The following is a 12,283-nucleotide window of genomic DNA, read 5'->3' as shown; positions in this document are numbered from 1 at the left end:
CGATAACAGGATTAATTTGCTTTGCTAGGGTGAGTGCGACGAAGATGACACAGAATAACGCAGGAAACCTTTTATGCATGGGTACCCATGTTTCACGGGTACCCATGAAATTTATCTTCGGCAAACCCACGGACGATCCCTTTGACAGGGAAAACGAGGTTTCCAGCTTGATGGAGATGATCAGGAGGAGGCAACCAACTGCGGTGGTGGGAGTGAGGAGAATCGGGAAAACCTCCGTCATCCTGCGCAGTCTCAAGGAGATTGACATCCCCAAGGTTTACATTTCCCTAGAGGATTTTGTGGAGGGGAAAAGTTTCGATCTGGCTTCCTTTCTCTCCTTTTACTCTTCAGCAATACTCACCGAGCTGGTGAAAAGCCTTGATCCATCGGTGAAACTGCCCGAGATAATGAAGGTGAAGGGAAGACAACTCATTGAGAGATTGAGGGAGATCCTTGGTTATGTTAAGATAAGGTTCAATTTTCCCCCGTCTGAGATTGAGGTCTTCCTGGACGAGAAAAGGGGAAGAAGAGAGTCACTGCCGGCGATCCTGGACCTCCCTCAGGTGCTGGGGGAGAGATTTGGAATGAACTTCGTGGTGTTCCTTGATGAATTCCAGTTCTTGAGGCTGGCATCCCAGAACTATCCCGGGATATTTCATTTGATGAGAAGCAAGTGGCAGTTCCACAATAGAGTGACATATGTGGTCTCGGGTTCCTCCGTGGGTATACTGGAGAGGATCTTCGGCAGTAGAGAGGAACCCTTCTACCAGTTCTTCTACCCTCTCTACATAAGGCCCTTCACAAGAGAAATCTCAGTTAGGTTTCTGGAACAGGGCTATCAGGAGGAGGGGAAGGACTTCGAGGAGAGCGCCCTGAGCTTTGCCGTGGATCAACTGGACGGAATTCCAGCCTGGTTGAACTACTTTGGGCTGAAAACCCTGTCCTGCGGGAAAGTGGACTTTGAGTGCGCCAGGAGCAAGCTAGGGGAGATGGTGGAGGATCCATTGATAAGGAACATTGTGGCCGAGGAGTACGCGAAGCTGGGGAGGAACGCGAGGAAAATTCTGAGATTCCTGGCTGAGAGGGGTGGAAGGTCAACATTGAGGGGGATTGAACTCAACAGATCCGGGGTGAATGAGGGTATCAAGAGCCTCCTGGGTGAGGGTTACGTGAGGAGGGAGGAGAGAGGGATTTACCAGGTGGTTGACCCCATAATTGCGAAAATCCTTCCCAAGCTGACTCTCACGTAATTTCCACGAGTCTCTTTCGTTTCTGAAATACACCTCGCCCTCTCCTCGTCAACCACGTGTAATTCTACTGGGGAATCGAGGGGAAGAGAGTCTGTCAACGGGGTTTAGTAATATCCCCTTCCTCAACTTGATTTCCTTATCGCTGAGAGGTCTCGGAGAGATCACGAGAATATCTATGTCACTGAGGACCGTAATCCTGTCCTCCGTCGCTCACCCAAACATGTACCTTCATCCGGGATCTAGCTCCCTTACAGCGCTTACACGGCCTTGGTGTACTCCCTACATGGAGAGATGCCTGAATTTATCCCTTACTCAGCTCGACATTTCTGGAAATCTCCTCCAGTTCATGATTTCCTCCATTGATCTCAAAATTTCCTCCACCTGAGTTCTATCGTATTCCACGTCTCCATCTGCTATCTATGTAGACGTTCTCTAGATTAGTGGCGAATCTCTCCTTGACCTTGTTACTCCTTAATTTCCCTGCCTCTCAGTTCAGAGAGTGGCGATCACTGATCTTCCTAAACCGTTCCATTTTCCATTATAATTTTCTGGTTATTCCAGAACATATATATTTTTATAAAATGAAATATTTAAGAGAACTAGTAAAGAGCACATGCTATGACTTGGAAAAGAACCATAAGTGCAAGGGCTCTTGAAAAGGCAGGCCACGCCGCAGTTAAGGTGGATGATAAGGTGATTTTCATAGCCAATATCAACGGAACCCTCCATGGAATGGACGCCGTCTGTTCCCACGCAAGATGCATTCTAGGCGAGCTTGACGCTCAGAACTTAACGGTGAAGTGTCCCTGCCATCACGCAGTGTTCAATCTGAAGACCGGGGAGATGCTGGAACCCCCATACGTGGCCAAGGATGCTCCAAAGGAAAAACTTGGACTAAAGACCTATCAGGTCAGGGACAATAACGGATGGATTGAAGTGGACGTGGAATAAAGAGGATAAGAGTAACCTCCTCATTGCGTAACCAGGGCCCCCTAACCGTGAAACACACCAGGAGTCCATTTTTACGCCTTAGGGTTGGGCATCTGATCTAGGATTTCCTTGACCAGTTTCACGAACTCGTTTTTCCTGTCCTTGAAGACCTCTGTATAGGTCTGGGCCCATCTGATAGTTGGATCTCCTCTGCTGAAACGATCGTACTGCTCATACCTCATTCCAACTTCAGACCCTATCACGTCCCAGAGGAGGTTGAAGGTCTTCACTCTCTCAAGGGCGTCAAACCCCTTCATGGCCATATACTTCTCTAGGTAAGCCCTCTCCTCCGGGTTAATGAAATCCTTAGCCCCTGCTGGGATCGGTATGGAGGAACCGGCACTTATGAGTCTCAGGATTTCGTTGGCCCTTGGAACTGCCTTCATGTTGAAGTGACTGGCGGATATGGAGATGTATGGATCCGGTCTCACGATGTTGGGCAATTCCTGAGCCCTGGCCACGGAGCCGTAAAGGGCAGCCTCGTTCAGCGCCACGTACAGGAGAATCTCACCTATCTTCTCCTGAACATTGATGAAGGTACTAGTTCCCGCTGCCTCGGTGATGGTCATGGCTAGCCCAGCCAGAAACTTAAGCCTCGTGTAGTGCTGTATCATGAAGTGCCAGTTGAACCATCCCCTCAGTCCCACGGTATGCCACATCAGGTCCTCTATGAGTTCAGGCTTCTTGAAGAAAATGATCCTGTCCCACGGAACCAGCACGTTATCAAGGACTAGGATAGCGTCAGCCTCATCCCACCTCGAGGAGATGGGATACTCGAACTCTCCGCCTTCCCTTGGCTGGAATCCCCTCCTGGCTATAAACCTCACTCCCTTGGTGGTCGTGGGAATGGAAAAGTAAAGGGCATACCTGGGATCGGAGTCCCTCCTCATATTGGGGAGGTACCACAACATTTCAGCGTAGGGACCTGCGGTGCAGATCATCGCTGCTCCCCTCACCACCACTCCTTCCGGTCTCTCCTCCGTTATCCCAACCTGTATGTATGGGTCCTCCCACTGGGACGGGGGTCTTGATCTGTCGTACATTGGGGCAACAATTGCGTGAGTGTAAAAGTGATCCTTCTTCGTGGATTCACGATAGATCTCCATGGCGTTCTCCATGAACTTGGAACCGAAATGTTTCCCGAAATAATCCTCAGCATGAGCGAAGAAAACCATGGTCCAGAGATTCATGTAATCTGGGCTTCTTCCGAAGAAACCTCTGTAGAACTCGTAAATCTTGACCAGCCCTTCTCCCAGTTTAAGGAGATCCTCCTTACTCCTTGGCCTAATGAGGCTTATGCTCGTCTCCTCACCCACATCCCTGTTGTACGCCCTCAATCCCTCCACTTTCCAGTGAAGATCATAATAACTTGCCACCGTTTTGACAGGAATCCTGAATGCCGGATGGTTCACCACATCCTTCACAACCTCGCCCTCATAGTAGGTGACTGGTGGGTTTCTGCTTATGCTCTCCACGTAATCACTTCCCTTCCTTATCATGCCTCCCACCTCCGCAACTCACCGTTAAGGTTTTCCACTGGCATCCACTCCTGAAGCCAGGAGTCTGGGATTGGCCTTCCCCAGAAGTCGCTTCTGAATCTGAACTGCTCATGGGTCCACTCCACGGTTCTCCACTTATCCGGGTCCAATACCTCGTAATCGTTGGTGAAGAACTCCAGCCTGTTCATGTCCAGGTCCCTCACGTAGATGTAATATCCCTCTGTGGCCCCGTGTCTCCCCGGCCCCCTCTCTATGTTATCCCAATATCCCATAGACGCTAGAAGGTCGGCCGCCCTTATCACATCCTTTACGTCGTGCACGTAGTAGGTCTCGTGATGGAAGCCTGGAACTTTCTTCTTGGACTCGGCTATTGCCACCTCGTGCGAGTTACCTCTCCTGGTGAGCCAGACCACAGTCTTCCTTCCCGTCTTGTCTAGGAAGTGTTCCGTTTCCACAAACCCAAGTTCCTTGAAAAACCTCTCCTCCCTCCCCAGATCGCCCACCATGTAATTCACATGGGCTAACTTCACGGGAGAAACTCCACGGTGAAGGTAAAACTTCAACCTGATGTCACCCACGTACTCCATATCCTCGTAAAAGAGCAAAGGAACTCCTCCAGGAGACTCCAGAAGGATCGAGTCCTCAACTCCCTTCTCCTTAAATTTCACTGAGTTTCCCAGTTCCCTCACCTTGTCAAGTCCTTCTCTCACCCGGAAGGCAATGTAGCACAGACCCGGCGAACTTGCCTTCTTCAGGACTAGGCTGTGGTGCTGTCCCTCCTCTATCCCCCTGAGATAGAGGTAATCTCCATCCTTCTCCGTCTCCACGAAACCCAGAAGATTGACGTAGAAGTTCTCCGCTCTCTCCAGGTCGGTTACCCTCACGCATACATGGGAGAGTCTAAACACGTTCAAGTTATTCATGCATCTATTTTAATTTACGAATTTTATTAGGTTTACATCAAACTGGTTAAAGACCTGGAATCTAAAAGATCGATGAACTTCCCTTCAGGGAAGGCAAACCTTCCTGTAGTTCCTCATGTAATAAACTAGTGGGCTCGGTTCCCTGCTCAGGTTAACCTCCTTCGCCTCTCCCACTATGATAGCATGATCTCCTATATCCACAACCTGACCTCTGGTAGCGATCAGGTAAGCGTAAGCGTCACTCAGGATGGGAACTCCCTCATCTGAGAGTTGATACTTCACTTCCTGAAACCTGGTCTCCACAGGCTTAGTGGCAAAAGTGTCAAGTACCTCCCTACTGTCCACAAGGTTGACGGCAAAGCTGGGGCTGTCCCTGAACGGCAAGTCGTTACCCCTACTCCTATCGGCAATGAAGAGAACCAACGGAGGGTTCAGGGATAGCGAATTGAACGTGTTCACGGTCATTCCCACCAGCTTACCCTTCCATTCAGTGGTTACCACTGCCACACCCTGCGGATACCTTCGCATTAAATCCCTTAAGCCCTCGGAAAGGTTGATTTCCATGTAACTCACGGAGATATCTCGTCAAGCCTCTTATTAGCCGTTTTATGCCCTAGAGTTACAGCAATAACAGTTGAGATGATCTGGAAAGATGCTATTAGCAGGAAAACCTCAATGGCCAATCCCGTGGTAACTCCGCTGGACACTAGAGATGCCACGAAGGACGCAACTGCCACCGTTCCCACTCCTCCTCCTATATGTCCCAGTCCGTCAGTGAGGGCAAATCCCGTAGCCCTCGCCCTCGTGGGGAAGCTCTCCGCACTCCACGCGTAGGACACTGGAACCCAGAGATTGAAACCGTAAAACAGTATTGATGAACCTAGGAAGGATAAGGGCAAGTCTGTCTTGGCTAGCGCTATCACAATTCCTCCTACCACTGTGAAGATCACCGAAATTGCGGTCCACCTGCTTCTCTCCAGCTTATCTCCAACGAACATTATGGTGAGGGCACAGAGGATGAACCCTATGTCTCCAAAGGAAGCTATAATGCCTGCCTCTGGTGGGGGATAACCCAGCGACGCGAGAATCGTGGTTAACCCCGCAGCCAGCACGTAAACTGTCATGTATCCAAAGAACCACATGGGAATTAGGACCGCAAGTCGCTTTGCATACCTTCTATCAAGTATTACTGCCTTCAATGAGTCAAGATAGGACAACCTCTCCACCACGTAGGGAGGTATTACTGCTGGAAGGGGAGGGAGAGACCTAAGCTTTCTGGATGCCCTCTCCTCCATCTGTTTCACCACTGCCTCAGCGTCAGCTATCCTCCCCCTGGATATTAGCCATCTGGGAGATTCGGGGAGATTGAACCTGAGAAGCAGGCCTATCAACGCTAGGAGAGCACCTATTCCGTACATCACTCTCCATCCGTTTACAGCAAGGAATCCTGAGCCTCCTAGGGCGAAGGGAAGGCCCAGAGGGAAGGGAGATGGAGGGGTAGTTAAAAGAAGTCCGAGCCACAGACCCAGACCCGCTCCCAGTGTGGAGAATAGGAACACAAAACTGGTGTACTTTGCTCTTCCACTCGTGGGAGCTACCTCCCCTATGTAGGTGTTAACCACTGCCAGATCCGCGCCAACTCCGACTCCGGTGATGGTTCTGGCCAAGAGGAAGTTGGGGTAATCATTAACAAACGCATTATACAGGCTTCCCAGACCCGTTATAGCCATAGTTATCATGAGCATGTTCCTCCTGCCTATCCTGTCCGATAGGGGAGAAAGAAGGAGGGACCCAACTATATACCCCACCAAGTTCAGTAACACTGCTGGTCCCAACAGGACCCCTATCTCTGGGGAGGAGGGACTGCTCACGTGAAATATGGTGAGGGAGGTCTGGATGAAGGAGACGTTTATGTCAAAAATATCAAAAAACGTGAAGAGGAATCCCATCCCCAGTATGCCTATGAAAATGTACGAGAGCGACCAGATGGGCAATCTATCTATCCTGGCGACTATTTCCCCTGCCTTTACGGACTTTTCTGCCATAATTTGGGAATTGTTCATAGTAATTAATCCGTTATATCAAACTAGTTTAATATTGAAACATTATAAGTATAAGGTTATTACGGTATAAACTAGATTATAGATGATGGAAAATGGTGCTTAAGAAGGTGACGATTGGGGTGATTCACGATGGATGCTGGACATCGGAGACGGAGGAAAGGGCAATTACCATGAACCTGGAGGTTTACCCTGACAAAGGATACTTAAGGAGTTGGCTTGTTTCTCCGTCAAGGGAACTTGGGAAAAGGATGGCATCGCACAGGTCTGTCAAGAAATTGAACAGGGTTTACGTTAACAGAGGAGACACGCTTCTGGATTTCCTGAACGTATATGAGGGTTCCATTGCGGGTCTACTCTACTCCAAAGAGGTGTTGATTCTAGGAAACTACAACGAGAGGGGAACGGAGTTCTGGACATTTGTTACGGGGAGTGGAACGCTCAGCGAACTGAAGGGGGAATTGTCCTCCCTGGGAAAGATAGTCAGGATAGAGGTTGAAGACTTCTCGCCCAGTTACCCATATCTAACTGAAATGGAAAGAAAGGTATTCTGGATGGCCCTCAATAACGGCTACCTCAATTACCCCAGGGAGATCGAGGCTGAGGACCTGGCTAAGGTTCTGGGAGTGAGCAAGGTAACCTTTCTATATCACTGGAGAAACGCTCAGAGAAAGATCCTGAAATATGTTTCAGATCACCTGGTGTTCTGACTCGTTCCGTGAAACTTGTTAGAGATATCTTTTAAAAATGAAGCGAAGCACTCGATTCCATGTCCTCCGAAAAGGATTTCACAATGCCCATAACCAGGACGGGCAGATCGCAAACGGTTTTCCCTCCACCATGGTATTACGGCGTCACGTATATAGCATCTCACGTGAAGTTCAGCGGGGCAGAACAGATTATTCCAGAATTCATGAAGACCGATGGGGAAGGTTGGGTATACATTGCAGAGTTCATTTCCACGGCTGAATCCAACTGGGACTACATGTACCTGGAGCCGGACCTGGTACAGTACATGGAGGGCGCCATAGGGCTGAAGGTGGAGTACAAGGGAAAGAATTACCTCTATTTCCCCTACATGTGGGTGGATAAGGATTGGGCCCTCGTTAGGGGATGGCTGGATGGATATCCCAAGAAGATTGCCAACATAAGGATGACGAAACTTCATCCCCTCCTGCCAAAATACAACAAACCCGAAACTGGACTCAGGATGGGCGGTTACGTGACCAGGGGAGGTGGAGTAATGTTCAGGCTGAGGGTTGAACTTGAGGGCAAGACCGATTCACTTCCCCTGAAGAACTTCGGACCCTTTATAAACGTGAGAAGATTTGCCTCCAGGGGAGAAGGAGAGGATGACGTATACGAGATTGTGAGCAGGTTAAGAGATGAGAGCAGGTACGGAGAGATGTGGAAGGGAACGGCGGAGGTGGAACTTGGAGGCTACGTGAACGATGAGGTTAACGTCCTCTCCGTGGACCAGGTGTACGGTGGATATTATTACACTCTCTACTTCAGGGTAACCAAGACTGTCCTCCTAGACAAGGTAAAGGGACAGGTGGAGAAAGTAAGGTAAAAAGGGTTTTCTTGTTGCGATTATTGCGAATATATTACTGTTACGTAAACTGACGTATTATTATCCAGGTTCACCTTTATCCTGTAAGCCCCTCCGGGGACCATGGTTTGAGGTAGTGATGAGAAGTTTATGGATACGTTGTTATTTCCGGGATTCAGGAACATGGGGTTGATGCTGACCGCGTAGGTGTCCACTCCTTCCAGGGATGCCCCCATAATCCTTGCTTGGCCTGAGGAGTAGAGGGTGAAGTTGGCGGTGTTATACCTGAGAGTTCCCTGACCCACCTGATAAATTGACACGTTTGGCTGGCCCTGTTGCGGTAAAGGCGAGGGTGGAGTGGAAGGTCCGTATCCCTGTCCAAGTCCTGTCCCCTGTCCATAACCCGGTGGATAGGGTTGAGGAACTGCGGAGAAGTTGATGGAGCCAAGTCCTATGTAGGATATAATGAGACCAATGAAGTTTATGAACGGGATCGCAGTGATTATACCCCCTGCCTTCAGTGTGCCATTGTTGTACCTGTCGCCAATGAAATAGAGGGCTATTCCTATGAGGATGTAACCCACAAAGTTGAGATATGGAATGATAGCCAGTATTACTCCAACCTTTCCTAGTACCATGTTGGAAACGTAGGGCTCCAAGGCCGAAAATCCTCCATAGAGCCTTATTAATGCTATGATGGCGATTACTAGTGCTATAACTAGAATTACTAAACCTACCACTATTCCAGCAATACCTCCTGCAAAAAAGATGATGCCTATGATGGACAAAATTGCCGCTAAAAACTCAAAGGCTATTCCGCCCCTAAGTCTGGAAATTCCATTCATTTCTTGTGGTGATGCCATAAATATAAATTGATAACGATTATATTAAGTTTTGTCGAAAACTCCATTGGTAATTTGCGAGGCATTACGCAATGTGATAAATGACGAATCAGTTAATATTTCTTTTTAGAAATCATCTTGACAACTGCCATGAAACGCAAGAGTTTAATTACATCACCTAAACCAAGGATTCATGGACTTCTCTTCAAGAATGTTCTGTATCAACAACGAGTTCACCGGCGCCCTAATAACTGGTACCGAAGTGGTATGGTTAACATTTCCCAGATATGATTCCTCCCCCGTTTTCTCCAGGCTTCTAGACGAGAGAGTAGGTTCCTTTGGCATATCAGGGGAGGTGGCAACACAGGAGTACTTGGTCCCAAACGTGTTGAAAACTGTGCTTAAGGACGGAACTGAGGTTGTGGACCTTCTTCTCAGGGGAGAACACTCCCTCGTTAGGAAAATCAACGCCAAGACTCCCCGAGAGATCTGGGTTGACCCAACGTTTAACTACGGGAGAGTAAAGGCAAAGGTTTACAAGTTGAGTAACGGGATCTACAAACTGGTTAATCCAGAGAATTCGGAATTCCTGGAACTACACCTGATCTTCCCCTCGATCCAGGAGACCAGCAGGGGATGGATGATCTCAGGGGACGGGTACGCCTTCCTGGGACATTTCAGCGACGAAAGGTTCGGGATATTCGGGAAAGAACTCAAGTTTGACGTGGAAACTGGAGTGGAGAGGACCATAAACTACTGGAGAAACCTGATCAGGAGGGGTAAGGGAAGGGGGAAAATTTCCCGCCTTGAGATACCAGGGTTTAAGGGAGAGGATCTGGTGACGGCGTACGAGACCTCGGTGGGCATGCTCTTAGGGTTGATGTATAATCCCACGGGCGCGGTGGTGGCTGCGCCCACAACATCTCTTCCCGAGATTGAGGGAGGCGTGAGAAACTGGGACTATCGTTTCGCATGGGTGAGGGACTCCTCCATTGTGGCTGAAGGTCTCATCTCAGCAGGTCACACCATGGACGCCAGGCGAATCATAGAGTTTCTGTCCAGAATGGTGTCCTTCACTACGAAACCGTTCCTTTATCCCCTCTACTCCATAGACGGTTCTGTTCCCCCAAAGGAGGTGGAGATCCCCTGGCTCTCCGGATTCATGAACTCCAGACCTGTCAGGGTTGGAAACGCTGCCGCAGCACAACTTCAGCTGGACCTTGAGGGGTTCTTCATGGATGCCCTTTACAAGTATTATGTGGCGACGGGAGATGTGTCGTATGTGAAGGGGCATCTAGACGTAATAGAGTACATTGCGGACTGGGTGTCCGAGAACTGGAAGCTTCAGGATGTGGGGATATGGGAGGAAAGGGGGGTCCAGGCTCATTACACTCACTCCAAGGTAATGATGTGGGTAGCGCTGGAGAGAGCGGGGAAGCTCATGAAGGTGGTGGACAGGGAAAACAAATGGAAGGAGGCCAGGAACGAAATCAGGGAATGGGTGATGGAGAACTGTGTGAATCACGGAAAGTTCGTGAAGAAACCGGGCAGTGACGAGGTGGACTCCGCCCTACTCACCTTACCTCTTTACGGATTCGTGGAGCCCAGTGACGAAACTTTCCTCAACACGTTGACGGAAATAGAGCGCAACCTAGTTGTTGACGGACAGGCCAAGCGGTACAGGAGAGACTTTCTAGGGGAGACAAGATACCCCTTCACTCTGGCCAGCCTCTGGCTAGCAAGGGTTTACATAAAACTGGGAAGAGTGGAGGATGCGGAAAGAACAATATCGGGAATCCTTGAGGCCACAAAGGGAACCTACCTTGTGGGAGAGCATATAGACCCCAAAAGAAAACTGTTCACAGGGAATTTTCCTCAGGCGTTCGCCCAATCCAACCTGATACTTGCACTGAATGAACTCGCTGAGGCCAAGGCTACTAGCCCTGAGGAAGATCAGTGATTTTTTGAAATGATCCTGAACGTGGTGACCTCCGCATCCTCACCAAACTTTACGTAGAAACTTAGGGATCTTTCCCCGTGTCTCGCCTCGCAGTTCCTCCCCCTATAATAATCTCCATCGATCACGAGTTCATCCACCCTATCCCAGCCAGTGGTCTGTTTTACCTTATTTAACATATTAACGAACTCCCTTGCACATACATCACAACAGAAGAACAATCTCTCTCCTTCTACTTCCTCATACCACCCTCCCCAGGTTGCGCCACAAAGGGCACACCCCTTCTCCTTGGTCCCTGCCTCCTCCCCATTCACCACTATCCTCACGCTATCACCTCAGCCTCTAGTAACCAGGCCCTCTCTAACCTAGAGAGGAGATACTTGGAAAACGCATCAAACGACTTCAGAACAGTTACCTTGACCCTTTCCTGGTCAACCGCGTACCTCTCCACCAGGTCAAGGGCCTCCTCAGCGTGGTACTGATCCACCTCATAGCCCTCCCTGAGGAAATTCTTTACCGCCTCTGGAAAATCTTGAGAATCCAGAATTCTCTCATTGAAATAGTGAATCCTAGCCCCATACCTTCTAAGGTTCTTGTCGGCAACCAGTTCTAGACTGTGCATGGCTGCCATAGTCTCAACCCAGTGCCTCTGGGATAACTTCCTCCAGGTGTTAATTGCCTCCACTGTCCCCTTGAGAGGTGGGGTTGAAAGTATTTTCTCCCTCTTCATCCCCAGGCTTTCTCCCATCCTGAGGAGGAGCTCGTAGTGGGCGGGAGAGCTCTCCGTACCTACAAACTCCGTGGTTATGTTCTCCAGTTCATACCTTATTACGGGCAACTCCTCTGTCTCATACACTATCTTGGAAAGGATCCTGACCCAGTTGACCAGAAAATGCTGATGTTCTATCACGTATCCCAGCAGGACCTCCCTACTTGGGTTCTGCATGGCCACCATGAAGGGGTGAGGTTTCTCGCCGTAAAACTTTTCAATAAACCTGGAGATTATCCAGGGTTTCAGGTTTCCTGAGAAGAAAGCCTCCAGTCTTTCCTCCAGTTCCTCCTTTGTCATCTCCCGCAAGGATAGGTTTCGGTTCAACCACATTACGTGAGCTGGATCGCTTCTCTGGGCCCGCTCACTCATATGATCAGTGACGGACCTCCAAGAATCAAGTTTGATCTCACATGCCGGACAGATGGGCATAAATCCTTC

The 12,283-nt window shown here is 49.3% G+C and carries 12 protein-coding genes; 5 read left to right on the top strand and 7 right to left on the bottom strand.

What is annotated here, in order from left to right; all coding sequences use genetic code 11:
- The first annotated feature begins 104 nt into the window (after positions 1-104).
- Together L3N51_RS08085 and sdx are read left to right on the top strand one after the other, a co-directional pair.
- Entirely contained in the window at positions 105-1,250 is a 1,146-nt protein-coding gene (locus L3N51_RS08085; protein ID WP_238026611.1) for an AAA family ATPase, read from the top strand.
- 618 nt (positions 1,251-1,868) lie between these two features.
- The gene (gene sdx, locus L3N51_RS08080; protein ID WP_238026609.1) at positions 1,869-2,201 is read left to right on the top strand and encodes a sulredoxin; all 333 of its coding nucleotides are present in this window, start codon (positions 1,869-1,871) and stop codon (positions 2,199-2,201) included.
- A gap of 71 nt (positions 2,202-2,272) precedes the next feature.
- Here sdx and L3N51_RS08075 read toward each other — a convergent pair whose 3' ends face one another.
- The 4 genes from L3N51_RS08075 to L3N51_RS08060 form a co-directional block, all read right to left on the bottom strand.
- On the bottom strand, positions 2,273-3,739 hold the full coding sequence (locus tag L3N51_RS08075) for a 4-hydroxyphenylacetate 3-hydroxylase family protein (protein WP_238026608.1): 1,467 nt from the start codon (positions 3,737-3,739) through the stop codon (positions 2,273-2,275).
- Positions 3,736-4,662 carry a 3,4-dihydroxyphenylacetate 2,3-dioxygenase gene (gene hpaD, locus L3N51_RS08070; protein WP_238026606.1) on the bottom strand — a complete coding sequence of 309 codons (927 nt, stop codon included), beginning with the start codon at positions 4,660-4,662 and terminating at the stop codon, positions 3,736-3,738. The genes L3N51_RS08075 and hpaD overlap by 4 nt, the downstream gene beginning before the upstream one ends.
- Before the next feature lie 84 nt (positions 4,663-4,746).
- Positions 4,747-5,226: a flavin reductase family protein gene (locus L3N51_RS08065; protein WP_238026658.1), complete on the bottom strand. Its 480-nt coding sequence runs from the start codon at positions 5,224-5,226 to the stop codon at positions 4,747-4,749.
- Positions 5,227-5,231: 5 nt separating this feature from the next.
- Complete coding sequence (locus L3N51_RS08060; protein WP_238026605.1) at positions 5,232-6,707, bottom strand: MFS transporter; 1,476 nt, start codon at positions 6,705-6,707, stop codon at positions 5,232-5,234.
- Between the two features lie 110 nt (positions 6,708-6,817).
- Here L3N51_RS08060 and L3N51_RS08055 point away from each other — a divergent pair, with 110 nt between their 5' ends.
- Both L3N51_RS08055 and L3N51_RS08050 read left to right on the top strand, forming a co-directional pair.
- The gene (locus L3N51_RS08055) at positions 6,818-7,432 is read left to right on the top strand and encodes a helix-turn-helix domain-containing protein (RefSeq protein ID WP_238026603.1); all 615 of its coding nucleotides are present in this window, start codon (positions 6,818-6,820) and stop codon (positions 7,430-7,432) included.
- A 59-nt stretch (positions 7,433-7,491) separates the two neighbouring features.
- Positions 7,492-8,295 (top strand): acetoacetate decarboxylase family protein, encoded by an 804-nt coding sequence (locus L3N51_RS08050; protein ID WP_238026602.1) that lies wholly within the window; start codon positions 7,492-7,494, stop codon positions 8,293-8,295.
- 20 nt (positions 8,296-8,315) lie between these two features.
- Here the strand turns inward: L3N51_RS08050 and L3N51_RS08045 are convergent, their stop codons facing one another.
- The gene (locus L3N51_RS08045) at positions 8,316-9,137 is read right to left on the bottom strand and encodes a DUF973 family protein (RefSeq protein WP_238026600.1); all 822 of its coding nucleotides are present in this window, start codon (positions 9,135-9,137) and stop codon (positions 8,316-8,318) included.
- Positions 9,138-9,309: 172 nt separating this feature from the next.
- On the opposite strand from L3N51_RS08045, the gene treH1 reads away from it, so the two are divergent.
- Positions 9,310-11,076 carry an alpha,alpha-trehalase TreH1 gene (gene treH1, locus L3N51_RS08040; protein ID WP_238026598.1) on the top strand — a complete coding sequence of 589 codons (1,767 nt, stop codon included), beginning with the start codon at positions 9,310-9,312 and terminating at the stop codon, positions 11,074-11,076.
- On the opposite strand, the gene L3N51_RS08035 is transcribed toward treH1, so the two are convergent.
- Complete coding sequence (locus L3N51_RS08035; protein ID WP_238026596.1) at positions 11,070-11,399, bottom strand: TA0938 family protein; 330 nt, start codon at positions 11,397-11,399, stop codon at positions 11,070-11,072. The two genes, treH1 and L3N51_RS08035, sit on opposite strands and share 7 nt — an antisense overlap.
- The gene (locus L3N51_RS08030) at positions 11,396-12,274 is read right to left on the bottom strand and encodes a C2H2 type zinc finger domain-containing protein (RefSeq protein WP_255776230.1); all 879 of its coding nucleotides are present in this window, start codon (positions 12,272-12,274) and stop codon (positions 11,396-11,398) included. Before L3N51_RS08030 ends, L3N51_RS08035 begins: the two co-directional genes overlap by 4 nt.
- Positions 12,275-12,283: the final 9 nt, after the last annotated feature.

Source organism: Metallosphaera javensis (ex Hofmann et al. 2022), from assembly GCF_022064045.1.
Taxonomy (GTDB): Archaea; Thermoproteota; Thermoprotei_A; order Sulfolobales; family Sulfolobaceae; genus Metallosphaera; species Metallosphaera javensis.
This window is presented reverse-complemented; position numbering and strand designations above follow the sequence as displayed.

Bases quoted from the DNA above. Each gene is read 5' to 3' on its own strand.
- treH1 (WP_238026598.1), top strand. From the start codon at position 9,310: ATGGACTTCTCTTCAAGAATGTTCTGTATCAACAACGAGTTCACCGGC.
- sdx (WP_238026609.1), top strand. From the start codon at position 1,869: ATGACTTGGAAAAGAACCATAAGTGCAAGGGCTCTTGAAAAGGCAGGC.
- L3N51_RS08045 (WP_238026600.1), bottom strand. From the start codon at position 9,137: ATGGCATCACCACAAGAAATGAATGGAATTTCCAGACTTAGGGGCGGA.
- L3N51_RS08060 (WP_238026605.1), bottom strand. From the start codon at position 6,707: ATGGCAGAAAAGTCCGTAAAGGCAGGGGAAATAGTCGCCAGGATAGAT.
- L3N51_RS08065 (WP_238026658.1), bottom strand. From the start codon at position 5,226: ATGGAAATCAACCTTTCCGAGGGCTTAAGGGATTTAATGCGAAGGTAT.
- L3N51_RS08030 (WP_255776230.1), bottom strand. From the start codon at position 12,274: ATGCCCATCTGTCCGGCATGTGAGATCAAACTTGATTCTTGGAGGTCC.
- L3N51_RS08055 (WP_238026603.1), top strand. From the start codon at position 6,818: ATGGTGCTTAAGAAGGTGACGATTGGGGTGATTCACGATGGATGCTGG.
- L3N51_RS08075 (WP_238026608.1), bottom strand. From the start codon at position 3,739: ATGATAAGGAAGGGAAGTGATTACGTGGAGAGCATAAGCAGAAACCCA.
- L3N51_RS08085 (WP_238026611.1), top strand. From the start codon at position 105: ATGAAATTTATCTTCGGCAAACCCACGGACGATCCCTTTGACAGGGAA.
- hpaD (WP_238026606.1), bottom strand. From the start codon at position 4,662: ATGAATAACTTGAACGTGTTTAGACTCTCCCATGTATGCGTGAGGGTA.
- L3N51_RS08050 (WP_238026602.1), top strand. From the start codon at position 7,492: ATGTCCTCCGAAAAGGATTTCACAATGCCCATAACCAGGACGGGCAGA.